The sequence below is a fragment of the Sulfuricella sp. genome, from assembly GCF_035531155.1.
Lineage (GTDB): Bacteria > Pseudomonadota > Gammaproteobacteria > Burkholderiales > Sulfuricellaceae > Sulfuricella.
Window position 1 is genome coordinate 1 of sequence record NZ_DATKTK010000005.1, and the last position, 19,194, is coordinate 19,194.

Below are 19,194 nucleotides of genomic sequence, written 5' to 3' on the forward strand. Positions count from 1 at the left end.
TTTCAATTTTTTTGGAGATTAAAAAACTATGGCTAAGAAACAACACGACACGCCTATGCTCGACCAGTTGGAAAGCGGCCCGTGGCCCAGCTTTGTGACCGGCCTCAAGCGCCTGGCCAAAGACAACGACATGATGGTTGATCTGATGGGTCAGCTGGAAACCTCTTATGCGACCAGAAAAGGTTACTGGAAGGGCGGTACCGTCGGCGTGTTCGGTTATGGTGGCGGCGTAATCCCCCGGTTTACCGAGCTCAAGGACGAGAACGAGAAGCCGATCTACCCCGATGCGGCCGAGTTCCACACCTTGCGCATCATGCCGCCTGCCGGCATGCACTACACTTCCGACCTGCTGCGCACGTTCTGTGATATATGGGAGAAGCACGGTTCCGGCCTGATTGCCTTTCACGGCCAGTCCGGCGACGTCATGCTCCAGGGCGCGACCACCGCGAATGTGCAGCCTGCCTTCGACGCCTTCAATGAAATAGGCTTCGACCTGGGTGGTGCCGGCCCTGCCGTACGCACCTCCATGTCCTGCGTCGGCGCCGCGCGCTGCGAGCAGTCCTGCTATGACGAAGCCAAGGCGCTGCGCACCGTGGTCAACAACTTCCTCGACGACATGCACCGTCCGGCCCTGCCGTACAAGTTCAAATTCAAGTTCTCCGGTTGCCCGAACGACTGCGTCAACTCGATTCAGCGTTCCGACATGGCCACCATCGGCACCTGGCGCGACAACATCCAGACCGACGATGCGCTGGGCAAGAAGTGGTTCGCCAAGCACGGCATGGACGAACTGGTCAACGACGTGATCAGCCGCTGCCCGACCAAGGCGCTGTCCCTGAAGAGCACCCAGGACGTTTCCAAGGCCGAAGGCATCTCCAGCGTCGCGATCAACGACACCCAGTCGATGCAAATCGAAAACCACAGCTGCGTGCGCTGCATGCACTGCATCAACGTCATGACCGGCGCGCTGGCTCCGGGCAAGGACAAGGGCGTGACAATCTTGATCGGCGGCAAAAGCGTGCTGAAGATCGGCGCCACCATGGGTACCGTGATCGTGCCGTTCATGAAGCTGGAGTCCGACGAGGACTTCGAAAAGCTGGTCGAGCTCGGCCAGAACAGCATCGACTTCTTCGCCGAAAACGCGCTGGAGCACGAGCGTACCGGCGAGATGATCGACCGTATCGGTCTGGTCAACTTCCTGGAAGGTATCGGCGTGGATATCGACGCGAACATGGTTCTCCATCCGCGTTCCAACCCCTACGTGCGTACCGATGGCTGGGATGAAGAAGTCGAGAAGGCCAACCAGCGCAAAGCGAACGCGGCTTGATGCTTGGCATTTAGCCTCAGAAACTTTAGATAAAAGTGTTTGGAGAGAAATAATGAGTGAAATGCGTGAACCGATTGAGAGCGGCGTACCAGATCACGTGCAGTACCTGCACCCGCTGATGAAGAAAAACTACGGCAACTGGAAGTACCATGATCGTCCACGTCCAGGCGTGCTGCACCATGTCGCCCACAACGGCGATCAAATCTGGACAGTGCGTGCCGGTACCCAGCGTCAGATGGACGTTTACACCATTCGTACGCTGTGCGACATCGCCGACCAGTTTGCCGAAGGTTTTGTCCGTTTCACCGTGCGCAGCAATATCGAGTACATGGTCACCGAGGAGTCGAAAGTGGCCCCGCTGATTGCTGAACTGGGCAAGCACGGCTTCCCGATTGGCGGTACCGGTAACTCGGTGTCCATGATTGCGCACACCCAGGGTTTCCTGCACTGCGACATTCCTGGTACCGATGCTTCTGGCGTAGTGAAGGCGCTGATGGATGAGTTGTATGAGGAGTTCATCCACGAAGAGATGCCTAACCGCGTCAAGCTGTCTACCTCCTGCTGCGAGATTAACTGCGGTGGACAGGCCGACATCGCGATCGTGATGCAGCACACCAAGCCGCCAAAGATCAATCATGATCTGGTGGCCAACGTTTGCGAACGTCCGACCGTGGTTGCGCGTTGCCCGGTTGCGGCAATCCGCCCCGCCCTGGTAAATGGCAAGCCCTCCCTGGAAGTGGACGAAGCCAAGTGCATCTGCTGCGGCGCTTGCTTCCCTCCCTGCCCACCGATGCAGATCAACGATCCGGAGCATTCCAAGATCGCTATCTGGGTTGGCGGCAAGAACTCCAACGCCCGTATCCGTCCGACCTTCCACAAGCTGGTTGCTTCCGGCCTGCCCAACAATGCGCCGCGCTGGCCTGAAGTGGGCGCAGTGGTGAAGAACATCCTGCGCGTGTACAAGGCGGATGCCAAGCCTTGGGAGCGTATGTCCGACTGGGTGGATCGCATCGGCTGGCCGCAGTTCTTCGAGAAAACCGGTCTGCCTTTCACCAAGTACCATATTGATGATTGGCGCGGTGCTCGTGCGACGCTGAATGCATCCACGCACATCCGGTTCTAATACCGGTGTGCCAATTCCCTGCCGGAACTCCCGGCCGGGGATTGGCAATCCTCTAACTTTCTGATAACAGGATATTCAGGGATGAAATTCGGAATATTGGTGAATGAAGGCCCGTACAACCACCAGGCGGCGGATACTGCGTATCAGTTCGCCAAGGCGGCGATTGACAAGGGCCACGAAATCCATCGTGTGTTTTTCTATCACGACGGTGTGAACAATGCGAGCAAGCTGACCGAGCCACCTGCGGATGACCGCAATATCGTCAACCGCTGGAGCAAACTGGCGGAAGAGCATGGCGTGGATCTGGTGGTGTGCGTGGCTGCTGCTTTGCGTCGCGGTATCGTGAATGAAAATTTGGCGTCGGGATTTCGGATTTCCGGTCTGGGTCAGCTGGTTGAATCCGGCATCCAGGCGGATCGTCTGGTTACCTTCGGCGATTGATTGGGAGAAGTCATGAGTGAAAGCACAGGAGGTATCGATATGGACGAAGAATCCTTTGGTACCGTAAAAAAATTCGCATTCATTAACCGTAAAGCGCCGTATGGCACTATCTACGCGCTGGAATCCCTCGAGGTTGTGCTGATCAGCGCCGCTTTCGATCAGGACGTCAGCCTGGTGTTCATGGACGATGGCGTGTACCAGCTTAAAAAGGGCCAAGGCACCAAGGCAGTCGGCATGAAGAATTTCTCGCCTACCTACCGTGCGCTGGAGGGCTATGACATCGAGAAGCTCTACGTCGAGAAAGAGTCGCTGGAATCCCGCGGTCTGACCGAGGAAGATCTGATAGTCGACGTGGAAGTGCTGACTGCCGAAGAAATGGCGACACTCATGGACGAGCAAGACGTCGTCATGAGTTTCTGATTAGGGGGCGAAAATGTTGCATATCGTAAATAAATCACCTTCTGAGAGAAATACGCTGGATGCTTGTCTGCGTATGGCCAAGAAGGGTTCCGCCATTCTATTGATTGAAGATGCAGTGTATGCCGTGACCAAGGGCAGCACAGTTGAGAGCAAGATGAAGGCGGCAATGGCAAAAGACATCCATGTTTATGCCTTGTGGCCCGATCTGGAAGCGCGCGGCATGCAGGACACCGTGATCGACGGCATCAAGCAGGTCGACTACCCGGGTTTTGTGGATTTGGTAGCGGAAAACAAAAACGTCCAGTCCTGGCTTTGATTTAATAATTTTTAATTTAAGATTTTTTTGAGGAGATGAAACATGGGCTTTGAAATCAATGGCAAGACCTACGAAACCGACGAAGAGGGTTACCTGGTCAACCTGAGCGAGTGGGATGAGGAAGCTGCCAAGTACCTGGCGGTGGAAGAGAAGGTCGACTTGACCGAGTCGCACTGGGAAGTCATCAACTTCCTGCGCGAATACTACAACGACTACCAGATCGCTCCAGCCGTTCGTGTTCTGACCAAAGCCATTGGCAAGAAGTTGGGACCTGAGAAGGGCAACAGCAAGTACCTGTACGAGCTGTTCCCCTACGGCCCGGCCAAGCAGGCATGTAAGATTGCCGGCTTGCCAAAGCCGACTGGCTGTATCTAAGCAACACCAATAAAACTGGACGCAGTCGGGGTCTGTGGGTCGCGTAAATGTGCGGTTCGTCCCGACTGGCGCCAGCCAGATAAATGATGTCGACGCCAGAGGTTTAACCGAGGCGGAGGCCTGAGCAATAGACTGGGGGATGTTAATGTCGTTTCTGACCGTGCTGTATGCGTGCATTTTCTACGCAGCCACTGCCATGATGGTAGGCGGGCTGGTGGTTAAAATTAACCGCTACGCTCGTACGCCTGCACCCCTCAAAATCCCGACTACGCCTGCACCAGCTACGACGGGCGGGGTAGTATTTCGGATGGCACGTGAAGTGGCGCTCTTTGAGAGCCTGTTCAAGGCGAACAAATGGATCTGGTTATTCGGCTGGCTCTTTCATGTTTCGCTGCTGCTCGTCGTTGTGCGCCATTTACGCTATTTCACCGATCCGGTCTGGTTCTGGGTAGTATGGGCTCAACCGTTCGGCAAGTATGCCGGCTTCGCCATGGTGGCCGGGCTTGGCGGACTTTGGGCACGCCGCTTCCTGGTGGATCGCGTGCGTTATATATCGACGCCTTCCGATCATCTGATGCTGCTGCTCTTGATCGGCATCGGCCTGACGGGTCTGGGGATGAGTTTTGTCGCGCATACTGATATTGTCGCGGTGAAAGATTTCTTCCTTGGCCTGATGGTTTTCGATCTGCGGCCACTCCCGACCGATCCGGTGCTGCTGGTGCATTTGAGCTTGGTGGCACTGCTTATGGCGATTTTCCCGATCAGCAAGCTGCTGCATGCGCCGGGAATATTCTTTAGCCCTACCCGTAATCAAACCGATGATTCACGCGAGCGACGCCATATCGCCCCATGGGCAACCAAGTTTGATGTGAGTCCAGGGTCGAAGTCGGAATAGCGTAAAAAAACAAGGCAAGCGGCAAAACGCAGCACGCGCTAATTAACAGAAGCAGGAGGGACAGTGGCTGCTCCACAATTTGAGGTACCCAAGCTCACGGGCTATATTGAAGTCCCAGCGGTGAAGGAAGGCGCGTCGGCGCACGTTAAGTCATTTCCTGCCAATGCAGCGATTCAGGAACTAATTGGGTTTCCTGGCGAGTTGGTGGAAGACTGGCACGACAAAGCGATCGCCAAGATGGGCGATCTGCTGGGCAAGTACCGCTCGTTGCAGGTGTTCATGGATGCCTGCGTCCACTGCGGCGCGTGCACGGACAAGTGCCACTACTTCCTCGGTACCGGTGATCCGAAGAACATGCCGGTCGCGCGCCAGGATTTGATGCGCAGCGTTTACCGCCGCCATTTCACTTTTGCCGGCAAGTATTTCCCGTCCCTGGTGGGCGCCAAGGATTTGACCAAGGATGTTCTCGACGACTGGTACACCTATTACTACCAGTGTTCCGAGTGCCGCCGCTGCTCGGTATTCTGCCCGTATGGTATCGATACCGCCGAAGTGACCATGGCCGGGCGCGAAATCCTGGATACCGTGGGCATCGGTCAGAAATACACCAATGAGATCATGGGCAAGTTGCACAAGATTGGCAATAACCTCGGCTTGCCCGGCCCGGCACTGATCGATACCCTGGAGGGGCTGGAAGAGGACATGCTCGACGCCACCGGTGTGGCGGTAAAGCTGCCGCTCGACGTCGCAGGCGTCGAAGTGCTGTTGGTGACGCCGTCAGCCGACTTCTTCGCTGAACCCCACGTCGAAAGTCTGATGGGTTACGGCAAGGTGTTTCACGCGGCAGGCATCAGCTGGACGCTGAGCTCCAAGGCCTCCGAGGCCGGCAATTTCGGCATGTTCATCGGAAGCTACGAGAATACGCGTCGCGCCGCCATGCGTATCCGCGAGGCGGCTCTGGAATTGGGAGTGAAGCGTATTGTCGTGGGCGAATGCGGTCATGCCTGGCGTGTCGCTTATAGCTTCTGGAATACCCTGATCGGTGTCGGCGCCGGCGGCGAAGATCCATTCTCGATCGAACTGCAGAAGCAGCTTGATCCGCGCTACCCGGCCCCGCAGCACATCTGCGAGTTTACCAACGATCTGATCAAGCAGGGCAAGCTCAAGTTTGACAAGAGCCTGAACGACCATCGGGTCGTCACCTTCCACGATTCATGTAACGTGGCTCGCGGTTCACGCATGGGTGATGTTCCGGACGGACAATTTATCATCCCTCGCGAAGTCATCAAGGCCGTCGTGAACAATTACCACGATATGGCTGAGGAGACCATCGGCGAGAGCACCTTTTGCTGCGGTGGTGGTGGCGGTCTACTGACTGATGACCTGCTGGAGATCCGTGTCAAGGGTGCGATGCCGCGTATGGTGGCGTTAAACAACGTGGTTCAGGAGCACCAGGTCAATTTCCTGGCGTTGATCTGCGCGATCTGCAAGGCTCAGTTCAACAAGGTTGTCCCTTTTTACGGTTTCGATATGAGCATGGTGGGTGGCGTTCACCAATTGGTGAGTACGGCCATCCTGTTGGAAAATAAAGAAGAAGAGTAGTTTTTGTAGGGTGCGTCACGCACCAAACAGTTCGGAACGGTGCGCGCGCAGCGCACCCTACAAGTTGATTTTTAGGAGATTAAGCTATGTCAGTTTCACCTGAAGAGATGAACAAGAGTCAAGCCCGCACCTTCCGCCGTTACAAGGATGGCAAAACCCAGTGGCGCAGTTGGCAGGACAAGATTTTCGAGGCCGACAAATCCCACAAGTGCCCGGAATACGTGCTGAGTACCCCTCCATGCCAGGGCAGCTGCCCGGCAGGCGAGGATATTCGCGGTTACCTGAATATCGTGCGCGGAGTAGAAAAACCTGTCGGCGGCGTGCCGATGCAGGAATACGCATGGCGCCGCCTGACCTCGGCCAATCCGTTCCCCTCGGTAATGGGCCGCGTTTGCCCGGCACCCTGCGAATCCGGCTGCAACCGTAATGAAGTCGACGATTTTGTTGGCATCAACTCGGTCGAACACTATCTCGGCGAGTATGCGATCAAGAACAATCTGAAATTCTCTATGCCGGAAGGCGTGCAGAAGTCCGGCAAAAAAGTGGCGATCATTGGCGGCGGACCTGCTGGTTTGTCGGCGGCGTACCATCTGACGCTGAAAGGCCACTCCTGCACGATTTTTGACGAGCATGCACTGCTTGGCGGCATGATGCGTTACGGTATCCCCGGCTTCCGTACTCCGCGTGAAGTGCTCGACACTGAAATTCAGCGCATCATCGACCTCGGTGTCGAGGTCAAGCTGAATGTGCACATCGGCAAGGACATCACGCTCGACCAGATCAAAAAAGACCATGACGCGATTTTCATGGGCATGGGCGCCCAAGCTGGCCGCCCCCTGCCCGTTCCCGGTGCGGAAGCGCCCAACGTCGTGACCGCCATGGCCTTCCTTCGCGCCTTCAATGATGGCCGCCTGCAGCACGTCGGCAAGCGCGTGGTGGTAATCGGTGGTGGCGACACCTCCATTGACGTGGCAACGGTTGCGCGTCGTCTGGGCCACATCAAGACGGCGAACCCCAGTGAGCGTACCGAACACATCATCGCAGGTCAGGTGGCTCATGATGTCGCCGAGGTTTCCGCTAAGGAAGGCGCCGACGTCGTGCTGTGCTCGCGTGCTCCGGTCGAGAAGATGAACGCCAACAAGCATGAGGTCGAAGAAGCGCTGGCCGAGGGAATTGAAATCAAGGGCAACATTACTCCGGTATCGGTTGTGGTCGGTGCGGATGGCCGCGCGACCGCGCTGCGCGTGGCTGTACTGGAAACTGTGGGTGGCAAGCAGGTCGTCAAGGAAGGCACCGAATACGATATCCCCGCCGACCTGATTGTCTCCGCGATCGGCCAGGCGGTGGACTTCACTGGCCTGGAAGGCTTCGATAACGGCAAGGGCCTGATCAGCGCCGACAAGCACTATCAGGTGCCAGGGCAGCAAGGCATCTTCGTCGGTGGCGACGTGCTCCGTCCGCACCTGCTGACCACTGCAATTGGTCATGGTCGTATTGCTGCTGAGAGTATCGACCACTATTTGAATGGTGAAGATCTGGGCAAGCGGCCAAAAGTGGACGTCGCCTACTTCGATTTGTTGCGCAAGGAAATGGAAGTGGGTCTGGCTCCAGAGGCGTACCACACCAGCAACAAGGAAGAGATCAAGAAAAAAGAGGGCTTCGCCAAGGAGATCGATCTGGGTACTTGGGGTACCGACAAGGCCAAGTTCGCGGTGCACAACTTCGAGAATCGCTCCGACAAATACGTAATTCCGTCTACGGACCTGTTCCTCGGTCATTTCCCGTTTACTCCGCGCAACAAGCGCAACTTCGTGACTCTGACCGCAGAGCAGGTGCTGGGGCACTTCGAGGAGCGTCTGGAAGCGCTGGACGACAAGACGGTGGTCTCGGAAGCAAAACGCTGCATGAGCTGCGGCCTGTGCTTCGAGTGCGACAACTGCGTGGTTTACTGCCCGCAAATAGCCGTGTTCAAGGTGAAGAAAACGCAAGCCACTACCGGCCGTTACGTGGATACCGACTACTCACGTTGCATCGGTTGCCATATCTGCGCAGACGTCTGCCCCACCGGCTACATCAAAATGGGGATGGGCGACTAAATATGATCAATCCAGCGAAACGGCGTAGCGTACGGGGATGGCTGGCCGCCGCCCTGTCTGCCCTGCTTCTGGCTGGGGTCATGCCCGCCACTGCAGCTGACGAGCACGGCGCGCACAGCGGGCACAAGCTGATCGCAAAGGGTGACAAGTGTGTGCGCGACGAGGATTATATGCGTCGCAATCACATGAATATCCTCAAGCATCAGCGTGACGAGACCATGCGCAAGGGGATACGCGGTTCTCAGGACAGTTTGAAAAACTGTATTGAGTGTCACGTCAACCCCAAGACCAACAGCGTGGCCAGCAGCAAGGAAGACTTCTGCATGGGCTGTCACAGCTACGCCGCCGTCAAGCTGGATTGCTTCGAGTGTCATTCAAGCAAACCGAAAGCCCCCGCAGGGGGAATGCATCCGATCGTTACGCCGGAGCAGCAGTCTGAAGGCAAGGACAAGCAGTCTAGCCTGTCCGGAAAAATGCGTTGGCAGATGCAGGCAAAACTGGCGAGCTTGAACATGGGCGAGGGCGTTAAATGAGCAATGACGTAGATAACAGCCGCAGGAAGTTTATCGCAGCAGGGGTGGCGGGTACTGCTGGATTGGTGCTTGCACCAGGAGTGACGCTGCTGGATATGGCTAATGCGCGCCCTGCTGGTGAGGCTGCTTCCAGCACCAAGCGCTGGGGCATGCTGATTGATAGCACCAAGTGCGCAACCGGCTGCACCGACTGCGTTTCCGCCTGCGGCAAGGAAAACGGCTTTGGCTCAACGGGTCATCCTGAAACCGATGCGCAGTGGATACGCAAGATCGAGCTGAAGGAAGTCAAAAGCGGCAAGAGCCATTCCCTGCCGATGATGTGCCAGCACTGTGCCGAGCCGCCTTGCGTGGACGTGTGTCCGACCGGAGCGTCGTTCAAGCGCGCTGACGGCATCGTCCTGGTAGATCGCCATATCTGCATCGGTTGCCGTTACTGCATGATGGCCTGTCCGTACAAGGCTCGTTCCTTCGTGCATGAAGAGCACGACGACCAGAATCCCGACGTGCCTCGTGGCAAGGGCTGCGTCGAATCCTGCACGCTGTGTGTGCACCGGATAGACAAGGACCTGCAACCCGCCTGCGTTGAAGCCTGCTCGGCGGGGAATCACGGTGCGATGTTGTTCGGTGACCTGAACGATGCAAACAGCGAAATATCCAAACGCATTGCCACCTATGCCACCACCCAAGTCCGTGCGGATTTGGCGCTGAACACCGGCGTTCGTTACCAGGGGATTTAACGCTATGAACAACGATGTATTTAGCAAGAACAAAGACGGCGCCTTTTACTTTGTGCTGGGGGTGATCGGCTTGGTAATGCTGGCCGGCCTAGGGGCTGCGTACTACATGGAACATTACGGTCACGTGGTGACCGGCATGACCAACCAGATCGTCTGGGGCTTGCCGCACGTGTTTGCCATCTTCCTGATCGTGGCGGCCTCCGGCGTGCTCAACGTGGCATCCATCGGTTCGGTGTTCGGCAAGCCGGTGTATAAGGCGCGCGCCCCGCTCTCCGGCCTGCTTGCCATCGCCATGCTGGCTGGCGGCTTGATGGTACTGATGCTTGATCTCGGTCGCTCCGACCGGCTCATCATTGCAATGACCTATTTGAACCTCAAATCCGTCTTTGCGCTCAATGTATTCCTGTACACCATCTTCTTTACCGTTGTCGCCCTTTATCTGTGGACGATGATGGATCGCAAGATGCATGGCTATTCCAAGTATGTCGGCTTTGCCGCCTTCATCTGGCGCCTTGCACTGACCACCGGTACCGGCGCCATCTTCGGCTTTTTGGTGGCGCGCCAGGCCTATGGCACAGCGCTGCTGGCACCCATGTTCATCATCATGTCGTTTTCATTCGGGCTGGCTGTGTTCATGATCGTGCAGGCGGTGATGTACCGCTGGAACGATCGCGTGTTGGATGAGGCGATCCTGCATCGTTTGAAAAACCTGCTGGCGGTTTTCGTTGCTGCGGTGCTCTACTTCACCGCGGTGTACCACATGACCAACCTTTATTTTGCAAAACAGACGGATTTCGAGCGCTTCATTCTGCTCGATGGTGGCATCTATACAACGCTATTCTGGGTCGGGCAGGTGTTGATTGGTGGGGTATTGCCCCTGTTCCTCCTGTTCACGGCGAAGAAATCCGGTACGGTTCTGGTCGCTTCCGCGCTCATCATTCTCGGGGGATTCTTCCAGCTGTATGTCTTTCTCATCGGCGGGCAGGCCTTCCCCCTGAACCTCTTCCCCGGCATGGAGGCAAGCAGCAGCTTCTTCGATGGCAGGATACATCCTTACAGCCCCAGCCTGCCCGAGTTTCTCCTCGGCATGGGGGGCATCGCGGCAGCGGCGCTGATAACCGCAATTGCGGCAAAAGTGCTGCATTTCATGCCGGATGACAAGCATCACCCGGTCAGCCAATAGTCAACCTACGATCCCGGAGGCATGCCGCTTCCGGGCACGTAGGAAACTCATTCCGGATATCACCGGAAGAAGTTGCCTTGGCGGAAATTCACTGAACCCTTTTCTGTCAAAATAGCCGACAGTACCCCTATCCTTCTGCAAATTCCGACTTATGTCCCGCCTGCTAATCTCCGCTGCACATAAATCCTCTGGAAAAACCACCGTCTCCATCGGCTTGTGCGCCGCATTCAGGGGGCGCGGCATCAAGGTTCAGCCCTTCAAAAAGGGCCCCGATTATATCGACCCGATGTGGCTTTCCGTTGCCAGCGGCCGTCCCTGCCGCAACCTCGATTTTTTCATGATGGGTCAGGATGAGATTGTCGCTGAATTCCAGCGGCACTCCGCAGGTGCGGATGTCAGCCTGATCGAAGGCAACAAGGGCCTGTACGACGGGCTCAACCTTGACGGCAGCAACAGCAATGCCGCGCTGGCTCGTCTGCTGCAGGCGCCGGTGGTGCTGGTAATCGATGCACGCGGCATGACGCGCGGAATCGCGCCTTTGATCCTGGGCTACCAGGCCTTTGACCGGAATATCAACATTGCCGGGGTGATTCTCAATAATCTCGGTGGCGCCCGCCACGAGAGCAAGCTGCGCGCCGTGATCGAGCACTATACGGACGTGCCGGTGATCGGCGCAGTGCATCACGACAAACGGCTGGAAATCGTGGAACGGCACCTTGGCCTGATGCCGAGCAACGAAGCCGAGGCAGCGATGCGGCGCGTGAATGAAATTGGAGAGTTAGTCGGGGCGCAAGTCGATCTCGACAAGTTGCTGGCAATTGCCGCCTCTGCGCCGCTGCTGCCGGTACTCGCTCATCGAAGCGCCGAGGCACCCAGATCTGTTCCTCTACCGAAAGTGCGCATCGGCTGGGCCAAGGACAAGGCCTTCGGCTTCTACTATGCCGACGACCTTGATGCCATGCGTGCCGCCGGAGCTGAACTGGTTCCGCTGGATACCCTGCATGACCCGCATCTCCCGGAAGTGGATGGCTTGTTTATCGGCGGCGGGTTCCCCGAGTTGTTCATGAGCGAACTGGAAGCCAATGCCCCGCTGCGCGAAGAGATCGGCCGTGCCATCGAGAACGGCATGCCGGTATACGCGGAATGCGGCGGACTCATGTACCTGTCGCGCACGCTGACCTGGAAGGGCGAAAAGCGCAATATGGTGGGTGTCATTCCAGGCGATGTGGTGATGCACGAAAAACCGGTCGGGCGCGGCTACATCCGCTTGACTGAAACGGGGGAGAGTCCATGGCCGACATACGATCCCGCCGGTGCCGGTTTCATGGCTCATGGCTGGCCGGAGTCCTCGTTGGGCGGGACTGCCGGAGCCTCCACGGCGGCCGAAGTGCGCGGCCACGAATTTCACTATTCCAGCCTGGACAATCTGGATACGAGCGGGCTGAAATATGCCTACGAGGTGAAGCGCGGCCATGGGATAGACGGGCGCCACGACGGCATCGTCTACAAAAACCTGCTGGCCTCCTATGCCCATCTGCGTAGCCTTGGAGCTTATAACTGGGCAGCCCGTTTCGTTGCCTTTGTGCGCAGCAAGGCGCAAGGAGCAGAGCAACCGGTGGACGGGGGCATGCGGCGCCATGACCGCGCACCCTGATCTGAATTGCTTAATATCTAAAGGAGAAAGTCGATGATTACAGTAACAGCCAAAGCTGCCGAGCAGATTCACCAGGCTGCCACCCAAAGTGAAGCCGAAGGAATGTTTCTGCGGATTGCCGCCCGTCGCGGGATGGATGGAACTATCCAGTACGGAATGGGTTTCGATGAGCAGACTGAAGAAGACGTGATGGTGAATTCCGAGGGAGTCACCGTCATCGTGTCGCCAGAGTATATGGATCTGCTGAACGGGGCCGTGCTGGATTTCGTCGAACTTGATCCCGGTGACTTCCGCTTTATTTTTATCAATCCCAACGATGACGGCGGCTCTTCTTGCGGCACTTCTTCAGGCGGCGGTGGTGGCTGCGGCGGCTGCGGTAGCGGTTGTCACTAATCTGATCCAGGGTTACAACATTTTTTCAGCGGATGGAATTTGATCTCGTAATTATCGGCAGCGGCCCGGGAGGATACAAGGCTGCGATCACCGCCGCTCACCTGGGGGCCAAAGTGGCGCTGGTGGAGAAAGCTTTGCCGGGCGGCACTTGCCTGAATCAGGGCTGTATCCCGAAAAAAACCCTGATTCACCTGGCCTCGCTGATCGAGGATGTTAATGGCCTGCAGGGCCGCGGCCTGATCGGCCGGGTGCGCGGGGATTTCATGGCGGCAATGGCGCACAAGGACGAGGTCGTCACCGGCATCCGCAATAATTTCACGGTATGGCTCAAGCGTCTGGGCGTGCGCGTTTTTATCGGCGAGGGAAAGTTGCTGGGCGATGGCCGGATCAGCGTCCATCCGGCGCGCAACCTGAACTCGCCGGAATGCGATGCGCCATTTACCGATAGGGGAAAGCTTACCGTCACTGCGCCGCTTGAGCTCAAGGCCAGGCGCATCATCATTGCCACCGGTTCGACGCCGCGCGAACTCGATACATGCCCGAGCAATGCTCGGGAGATCATGCACTCGCCCGATTTCATGTACCGGCTCGATCACCTGCCGAAATCCATTTTATGTGTCGGCGGGGGCTCGATAGGTGTGGAGCTGGGTTTTTTGCTGCATCAGTTCGGTTCCCGCGTGTGTATCGTTGAACAAGGAGGCCGGCTACTGGATCAGCCTCATATCCCGGAGCGCGCCAGCGCCGTGCTGGAGCGCAAGTTCGCACGCATCGGCATCGAAGTGCGGAAGAATGTTTCAGTTGCGCAAAGCCAGATCATCGATGGTAGGGTGGAAGTCACCTGTACGGATGGACATCGGGACACCTTCGAGCATGTGCTGGTTGCCGTTGGCCGGCGACCGATGACGGCCGGCCTGGGCCTGGAAGAAGCTGGGGTGGCGCTGAATTCGGAGGGTTTCATCGAGGTGACGGAATACCTGGAAACCAGCGTTCCCGGTATTTACGCCATCGGTGACGTCAAGCCCGGCCCGATGACTGCCAATGCCGCCCTGCACGATGCCAAGGTGGCGGCAGCCAATGCCATCAACGGCAATGTCCTGCGCAGCAATTATCATAAAGTGCCGACGGTCATCCATTCCGCCCTGGAAATTGCGACGGTGGGATTGACCGAAGATCTCGCCGAGCAGGCCGGGTTCGATGCCGATGTGGCGCGCTCCAACTTCGGTGGCTCCGGCAAGGCTCGCGCGCATCACAACTATGAAGGCTTCATCGAGGTGGTGCACGATGCCGAGACCGGTCAGTTGCTGGGCGGCTGTATTGTCGGGCCGGAAGCGGGCGAGCAGATACACATGATGTCGGCCGCCTGCCAGTCCGAGCGCGGGTTGTGGTTCTTCACCGACATGAGCTACAGTCACCCGTCCTGGTGCGAGGAGCTGGAAACCGCCATCGACCCCTATACCTCGGCATTCTCGAAATCCGGCAAGGAAGTGTTTCGCCCCGGCATTTTCGCCGGCCATCCCAAGTAAAACGGCCGATCTTCCGGGTATAATCCTACATAAAGCGCTTCAGTCACGCTTTTCCACAGATATACACAGATTATCAATGAGTTGAATTTTTCATCTGGCACCTTTCAGGTAAATGGATGGCTACCGCAACATATTGTTTTGTCTTTATTAATCCGTGTTTATCCGTGGCTAAAATGTTTTTAGCAATTTAGCCGAATCACACCCAAGGGGAAAACATGGCAGCCAAACCCGGAGAACGAAAACTCCAGATCCTGCAAAATCTGGCGGAAATGTTGCAGAAACCGCAGGGCGAGAAAATTACTACCGCTTCCCTGGCCGCCCGGATCGGCGTATCCGAGGCGGCGCTCTACCGCCACTTCGCCAGCAAGGCGCAGATGTTCGAGGGACTGATCGAGTTTATCGAGCAGACCCTGTTCGGCCTGATCAACAAGGTCGCCGGCGAAGAGAACAGCGGTGTGAAACAGCTGGAGGGCGTGCTGCCCATGCTACTCGGTTTTGCCCAGAAGAATCCCGGCATGACCCGGGTGCTGATCGGCGAGGCGCTGGTTAACGAGGATAGCCGCCTCCAGGCCCGCATCAACCAGTTGCACGAACGGCTGGAAGCCACGCTCAAGCAGTCATTGCGGCTTGCCGCGAGCCAGCAGGAAATTTCTACCGAGATCGATGCCGCCGCTCAGGCCAACCTGATGATGAGCTTCGTGGTCGGCCGCTGGCACCAGTTCGCCAAGAGCGGTTTCAAGCGCGAGCCGATGGAGTTCTGGACGGCACAGGGACGGGCGCTGATCAAAGAGTGTAGGTTGAGTTAGCGGCTTTATCACGTAACCCAACATTCATCTGCGTAATTTGTGGAGAGTGACTCCGTGTTCGGGTTTCCTTTGCTCGATCCTTAGTGCGGCCCGAATGCGCCGAATTGCTTCGGTGTTGATTTATCAGTTCAAGAAGCCGCTACGGCAATTCCAATGCCGTCAGGGCATGGAACAATCCTTCTACCATGCTCGCCATCGCGGGGTAATTCAGCTTCTCCGGCGTGTCATCGGCGGTATGGTAGGCCGCATTGCGGTAGAAAGCGGTATCGGTGATCATGATTGCCGGATACCCCGCCCGCCAGAAGGAGAGATGGTCGCTCCATGCTACACCGGGGATAAATTCGAAGGTGGCCAGTGATTCCACGGGGAAGTCCGAGCGGGACTTGAAGGCTGCGACCAGTTGGTGCAATTCCTTGCGGGATGCCCGGTTTGAAACCATGGCGATGAAATTTGCCCGGTCGGGGTAGAAGTGCCGGAGTAGCGGTGGGTAACTTTGGCTGCCTGGCTGCTCGCTGTATGAGCCCAGCATCTCCAGGGAAATCATCAGGCGAATATTCTCGCCGCGCGCCTGCGCGGCTTCGGCATAAACGCCGCTGCCCATCCGGCCCCAAAAAAAGAAGGGCGGCTCCTCGTTGACGAATGCCACGAAGTGGAGGGTGCGCGCCGTATCCGTAGTGGCGAACCGGCGGGTGAGCTCAAGGAGGGCCGCGATACCGCTCGCGTTGTCGTCCGCGCCTGGCGACCCCTGCACCGTATCGTAGTGTGCGCCCACCAGGATGATTTCATCGGGCTTGGTCTTGCCGATCCGGCGCACTTCCAGATTTTCGCTTTTCACACCCATGGCCTGGTAATACTGCGAGTTCACCGGGTAATTCTGGGCGGCCCATTCGCGGCGAATGTAGTCGGCGGCGGCATGGAGCGCATCGGGTCGGAACACGTTGCGCGGCCCGATCTCAACGGCAAGATGGGTAACGTGACCGCGCAGGCGGTCTGCGAGGGCGGGCGAGGAAGGATTCGTTGCGCGATTCATGGCGGGAGTGCTCTCCGGCAAGGCCGCTCCGCTCCATGTCAGCATTACGCCGATGAGGATGAGGTCGGGCAGGTTCTTCTGCAAGGGATCGCTCCCGTCATTGGCTAGCGTAGATCGGGTTTTAACCTGACACGCTAGTGTTCCCGGTGCCAGATCAGCTGACCGTCCTTGCGGACTTCCTTGATGCGATGAAAGGGAACGTCGTGAGCGTAGCCGTCCTGATCGGTGACCTGGCAAGAAAAATGATCGCCTGGGGTGATATGCACCTGCTGCAACGGCACCTGAATGATTTTCCCTTCCACGCGGTCGTAATAGCCGATCACGAAATCCCCTGTTGCGAATGCGCTATCCCAGCGAAGCCGGTTGAGCAGTTCCTGAATGGGGAGCACGGGGATTTACTCTAAATTAAGGATAGCTAGTTTTTCAACCCACCGCACACCGGGCAGGCCGGATCCTTCTTCAGCCTGATCGAACGCCACTCCATCTGCAAGCCGTCGAGCAGAAGCAGCCGGCCATTCAGCGGCTGGCCGGCGCCGCATAGTATTTTCAGCGCTTCGGCCGCCTGAGTCGAGCCGATGATCCCCACCAGCGGCGCGAATACGCCCATCACCGCACAGCGCTCGCCTTCTTCCCCCCCCGCTTCCGGAAACAGGCAGTGATAGCAAGGGCTGGAGGGGACGCGCAAATCAAAAACCGCTACCTGTCCGTCGAAGCGTATCGCCGCACCGGAAACCAGCGGCTTGCCGTGGGCGACGCAGGCGCGGTTGACGGCATGTCGGGTGGCGAAGTTGTCGCTGGCATCGAGCACGACATCGGACTGGGCGATGAGGTGGCTGAGTTCAGCCCCTTCGACGCGTTGCGGAATGGCTGTGATGTCGATTTCTGGATTGATGGCGGCGAGCGTGCGCTGCGCCGATGTCGCCTTGTTGGCGCCGAGGGAATGGGTGAAGTGGACGATCTGGCGCTGCAGGTTGGTGAGATCGACGCTGTCGCCGTCGCAGATCGTGATCCTGCCGACGCCGCTGGCGGCAAGGTAGAGCGCTGCTGGGGAGCCCAGGCCGCCGGCGCCGATGATCAGGGCATGGGCGCCAAGCAGCTTTTCCTGACCCTCGATGCCGATCTGTGGCAGCAGGATATGCCGGCTGTAGCGCAGGAGTTGGTTGTCGTCCATGAGTAGATGTCAGTAGTTAGCCATCAGCTTGGTAGGGTGGGCACGTTTTTGTGCCCACGCGGTCAGTGGAGGTTATTCCGCGTGGGCGCAAAAACGTGCCCACCCTACATCAGGCTCTACTTGTTCTGCAGGATATTTAGTCCCTTCAGCAGGTTGAGTGCCTGATTCAACTGGTAGTCGTTTTTCGACACGATTTCACCGGGAGCCGGTTTGCCGCTGTCGGTTTTGTCATCTTTGCCCTTAGGCGCAGGTTTGCTCGGTGCGGGCAGCTTGATCGACGGCGCTTCGGGCTTTTTGGTTTCCTCATCCTTGTTGCCGTTGGATAGATGCCGCTCCAGATCGGCTTCGCGCAGGTTGAATGCGCCCTGCTGTTCGACCCCGTTGATCGTGGCCTCTTCGACGGCGATATCCGGGCTGATGCCCTTGGCCTGGATGGAGCGTCCATTGGGGGTGAAATAGCGTGACGTGGTCAGCTTGATGGCGGTGTTGTTGCCCAGCGGCAGGACGGTTTGCACCGACCCCTTGCCAAAGGTTTGCGTGCCCATGATGATGGCGCGCTTGTGATCCTGCAGGGCGCCAGCGACGATTTCCGAGGCCGAGGCCGAGCCACCGTTGACCAGTACCACCATGGGCACGGTTTTGGTGCCCGCGGGCAGATTTTTCAGATAATCTTCCTCCGCAGCGCTATGCAGGTAGTTTTCCTTGCTTGCCGTCAGCCTCATCTTGGCGTCCTCGGTGCGACCCTCGGTGTACACCACCAGCGCATCTTTCGGCAGGAACGCCGCGGAAACTGCGACCGCGCCGTTGAGCAGACCGCCCGGGTCGTTGCGCAAATCCAGCACCAGCCCCTTCAGAGGCGCCTTGTTCTGCTTGTAGAACGTATCCAGAGCCTGGGCCATGTTCTCGCCGGTATGCTCCTGGAACTGGGTGATGCGGATATAGCCGTAGCCCGGTTCGACCAGTTTCGATTTTACGCTCTGGATTTTGATCACGGCGCGTGTAAGGGTGACGACGATGGGCTTGGCTTCGCCCTTGCGGATCACGGTGAGGGTGATCTTGGTGCCGGGCTTGCCGCGCATGCGTTTGACCGCTTCATTCAAAGTCAGTCCCTTGATCGGAGTTTCATCCAGCTTGATGATCAGGTCGCCGCTTTTTATGCCGGCCAGGAATGCCGGAGTATCCTCGATCGGTGACACCACCTTGACGAAGCCATCCTCCATGCTGACCTCGATGCCGAGGCCGCCGAACTCGCCCTGGGTGCCGACTCGCAAATCCTTGAACGCATCGGCGTCGAGGTAGGCGGAATGGGGATCGAGGCCGGTAAGCATGCCATTGATTGCTTCGGTGATGAGTTTTTTATCTTCCACCGGTTCGACATAGTCGCTTTTGATCTTGCCGAAAACCTCGGTGAAGGCGCGCAGGTCATCGATCGGTAGCGGACTGACGGCTTCCTTGTTGGCCACTGCGGAGAAGTTGAGGCTGATCATCACGCCGATGATGGCGCCAAAGAAGATCAAGCTGGTTTTTTGCATTTTGCCGCGCATTACATTCATCCTCGTTTCACTCAAA

At 57.5% G+C, this 19,194-nt stretch carries 20 protein-coding genes; 16 read left to right on the forward strand and 4 right to left on the reverse strand.

The features are described from left to right. Positions 1–28: 28 nt before the first annotated feature. The 16 genes from dsrA to slmA all read left to right on the forward strand — a co-directional run bounded on the left by dsrA (position 29) and on the right by slmA (position 15,424). Positions 29–1,327, forward strand: coding sequence for a dissimilatory-type sulfite reductase subunit alpha (dsrA, locus tag VMV64_RS01705; RefSeq protein WP_325328217.1), 1,299 nt, complete (start codon positions 29–31; stop codon positions 1,325–1,327). Positions 1,328–1,379: 52 nt separating this feature from the next. Continuing rightward, positions 1,380–2,450, forward strand: coding sequence for a dissimilatory-type sulfite reductase subunit beta (gene dsrB, locus VMV64_RS01710; RefSeq protein WP_325328218.1), 1,071 nt, complete (start codon positions 1,380–1,382; stop codon positions 2,448–2,450). Between the two features lie 81 nt (positions 2,451–2,531). Next, a complete protein-coding gene (tusD, locus tag VMV64_RS01715) occupies positions 2,532–2,891 on the forward strand; it encodes a sulfurtransferase complex subunit TusD (RefSeq protein ID WP_325328219.1) in 360 nt (119 codons plus the stop codon). A 12-nt stretch (positions 2,892–2,903) separates the two neighbouring features. Next, the gene (gene tusC / locus VMV64_RS01720) at positions 2,904–3,311 is read left to right on the forward strand and encodes a sulfurtransferase complex subunit TusC (RefSeq protein WP_325328220.1); all 408 of its coding nucleotides are present in this window, start codon (positions 2,904–2,906) and stop codon (positions 3,309–3,311) included. 13 nt (positions 3,312–3,324) lie between these two features. Further along, on the forward strand, positions 3,325–3,627 hold the full coding sequence (gene tusB, locus VMV64_RS01725) for a sulfurtransferase complex subunit TusB (RefSeq protein ID WP_325328221.1): 303 nt from the start codon (positions 3,325–3,327) through the stop codon (positions 3,625–3,627). Positions 3,628–3,669: 42 nt separating this feature from the next. Next, positions 3,670–4,002 carry a TusE/DsrC/DsvC family sulfur relay protein gene (locus tag VMV64_RS01730; protein WP_325328222.1) on the forward strand — a complete coding sequence of 111 codons (333 nt, stop codon included), beginning with the start codon at positions 3,670–3,672 and terminating at the stop codon, positions 4,000–4,002. A gap of 145 nt (positions 4,003–4,147) precedes the next feature. Further along, positions 4,148–4,897, forward strand: a complete 750-nt coding sequence (locus VMV64_RS01735) for a respiratory nitrate reductase subunit gamma (RefSeq protein ID WP_325328223.1) — start codon at positions 4,148–4,150, stop codon at positions 4,895–4,897. A gap of 63 nt (positions 4,898–4,960) precedes the next feature. Next, positions 4,961–6,499, forward strand: coding sequence for a sulfate reduction electron transfer complex DsrMKJOP subunit DsrK (dsrK, locus tag VMV64_RS01740; protein ID WP_325328224.1), 1,539 nt, complete (start codon positions 4,961–4,963; stop codon positions 6,497–6,499). 86 nt (positions 6,500–6,585) lie between these two features. Continuing rightward, positions 6,586–8,595 (forward strand): NAD(P)-binding protein, encoded by a 2,010-nt coding sequence (locus VMV64_RS01745; protein WP_325328225.1) that lies wholly within the window; start codon positions 6,586–6,588, stop codon positions 8,593–8,595. A gap of 2 nt (positions 8,596–8,597) precedes the next feature. Beyond that, entirely contained in the window at positions 8,598–9,128 is a 531-nt protein-coding gene (locus tag VMV64_RS01750; RefSeq protein WP_325328226.1) for a hypothetical protein, read from the forward strand. Further along, positions 9,125–9,865, forward strand: coding sequence for a sulfate reduction electron transfer complex DsrMKJOP subunit DsrO (gene dsrO / locus VMV64_RS01755; protein WP_325328227.1), 741 nt, complete (start codon positions 9,125–9,127; stop codon positions 9,863–9,865). Before VMV64_RS01750 ends, dsrO begins: the two co-directional genes overlap by 4 nt. A 4-nt stretch (positions 9,866–9,869) precedes the next feature. Then, positions 9,870–11,048, forward strand: coding sequence for an NrfD/PsrC family molybdoenzyme membrane anchor subunit (gene nrfD / locus VMV64_RS01760; protein ID WP_325328228.1), 1,179 nt, complete (start codon positions 9,870–9,872; stop codon positions 11,046–11,048). 151 nt (positions 11,049–11,199) lie between these two features. Then, positions 11,200–12,702, forward strand: a complete 1,503-nt coding sequence (locus tag VMV64_RS01765) for a cobyrinate a,c-diamide synthase (protein WP_325328229.1) — start codon at positions 11,200–11,202, stop codon at positions 12,700–12,702. A 33-nt stretch (positions 12,703–12,735) separates the two neighbouring features. Continuing rightward, complete coding sequence (locus VMV64_RS01770; RefSeq protein ID WP_325328230.1) at positions 12,736–13,095, forward strand: iron-sulfur cluster assembly accessory protein; 360 nt, start codon at positions 12,736–12,738, stop codon at positions 13,093–13,095. 32 nt (positions 13,096–13,127) lie between these two features. Next, positions 13,128–14,618: an NAD(P)/FAD-dependent oxidoreductase gene (locus VMV64_RS01775; protein ID WP_325328231.1), complete on the forward strand. Its 1,491-nt coding sequence runs from the start codon at positions 13,128–13,130 to the stop codon at positions 14,616–14,618. 215 nt (positions 14,619–14,833) lie between these two features. Next, on the forward strand, positions 14,834–15,424 hold the full coding sequence (gene slmA, locus VMV64_RS01780) for a nucleoid occlusion factor SlmA (RefSeq protein WP_325328232.1): 591 nt from the start codon (positions 14,834–14,836) through the stop codon (positions 15,422–15,424). 139 nt (positions 15,425–15,563) lie between these two features. On the opposite strand, the gene VMV64_RS01785 is transcribed toward slmA, so the two are convergent. The 4 genes from VMV64_RS01785 to VMV64_RS01800 all read right to left on the reverse strand — a co-directional run bounded on the left by VMV64_RS01785 (position 15,564) and on the right by VMV64_RS01800 (position 19,169). Then, entirely contained in the window at positions 15,564–16,538 is a 975-nt protein-coding gene (locus VMV64_RS01785; RefSeq protein ID WP_325328233.1) for a M28 family peptidase, read from the reverse strand. 50 nt (positions 16,539–16,588) lie between these two features. Next, complete coding sequence (locus VMV64_RS01790; RefSeq protein ID WP_325328234.1) at positions 16,589–16,843, reverse strand: DUF504 domain-containing protein; 255 nt, start codon at positions 16,841–16,843, stop codon at positions 16,589–16,591. Between the two features lie 26 nt (positions 16,844–16,869). Further along, positions 16,870–17,625, reverse strand: coding sequence for a HesA/MoeB/ThiF family protein (locus VMV64_RS01795; RefSeq protein WP_325328235.1), 756 nt, complete (start codon positions 17,623–17,625; stop codon positions 16,870–16,872). Positions 17,626–17,741: 116 nt separating this feature from the next. After that, a complete protein-coding gene (locus VMV64_RS01800) occupies positions 17,742–19,169 on the reverse strand; it encodes a S41 family peptidase (RefSeq protein WP_325328236.1) in 1,428 nt (475 codons plus the stop codon). Positions 19,170–19,194 lie beyond the last annotated feature (25 nt).

What these genes read in the sequence shown, in the direction of transcription:
- tusD (WP_325328219.1), top strand. Translation starts at nt 2,532, where the DNA reads ATGAAATTCGGAATATTGGTGAATGAAGGCCCGTACAACCACCAGGCG.
- dsrB (WP_325328218.1), top strand. Translation starts at nt 1,380, where the DNA reads ATGAGTGAAATGCGTGAACCGATTGAGAGCGGCGTACCAGATCACGTG.
- slmA (WP_325328232.1), top strand. Translation starts at nt 14,834, where the DNA reads ATGGCAGCCAAACCCGGAGAACGAAAACTCCAGATCCTGCAAAATCTG.
- VMV64_RS01730 (WP_325328222.1), top strand. Translation starts at nt 3,670, where the DNA reads ATGGGCTTTGAAATCAATGGCAAGACCTACGAAACCGACGAAGAGGGT.
- VMV64_RS01800 (WP_325328236.1), bottom strand. Translation starts at nt 19,169, where the DNA reads ATGCGCGGCAAAATGCAAAAAACCAGCTTGATCTTCTTTGGCGCCATC.
- VMV64_RS01745 (WP_325328225.1), top strand. Translation starts at nt 6,586, where the DNA reads ATGTCAGTTTCACCTGAAGAGATGAACAAGAGTCAAGCCCGCACCTTC.
- VMV64_RS01765 (WP_325328229.1), top strand. Translation starts at nt 11,200, where the DNA reads ATGTCCCGCCTGCTAATCTCCGCTGCACATAAATCCTCTGGAAAAACC.
- VMV64_RS01750 (WP_325328226.1), top strand. Translation starts at nt 8,598, where the DNA reads ATGATCAATCCAGCGAAACGGCGTAGCGTACGGGGATGGCTGGCCGCC.
- VMV64_RS01775 (WP_325328231.1), top strand. Translation starts at nt 13,128, where the DNA reads ATGGAATTTGATCTCGTAATTATCGGCAGCGGCCCGGGAGGATACAAG.
- VMV64_RS01770 (WP_325328230.1), top strand. Translation starts at nt 12,736, where the DNA reads ATGATTACAGTAACAGCCAAAGCTGCCGAGCAGATTCACCAGGCTGCC.
- nrfD (WP_325328228.1), top strand. Translation starts at nt 9,870, where the DNA reads ATGAACAACGATGTATTTAGCAAGAACAAAGACGGCGCCTTTTACTTT.
- VMV64_RS01795 (WP_325328235.1), bottom strand. Translation starts at nt 17,625, where the DNA reads ATGGACGACAACCAACTCCTGCGCTACAGCCGGCATATCCTGCTGCCA.
- dsrA (WP_325328217.1), top strand. Translation starts at nt 29, where the DNA reads ATGGCTAAGAAACAACACGACACGCCTATGCTCGACCAGTTGGAAAGC.
- tusB (WP_325328221.1), top strand. Translation starts at nt 3,325, where the DNA reads ATGTTGCATATCGTAAATAAATCACCTTCTGAGAGAAATACGCTGGAT.
- dsrO (WP_325328227.1), top strand. Translation starts at nt 9,125, where the DNA reads ATGAGCAATGACGTAGATAACAGCCGCAGGAAGTTTATCGCAGCAGGG.
- VMV64_RS01735 (WP_325328223.1), top strand. Translation starts at nt 4,148, where the DNA reads ATGTCGTTTCTGACCGTGCTGTATGCGTGCATTTTCTACGCAGCCACT.
- tusC (WP_325328220.1), top strand. Translation starts at nt 2,904, where the DNA reads ATGAGTGAAAGCACAGGAGGTATCGATATGGACGAAGAATCCTTTGGT.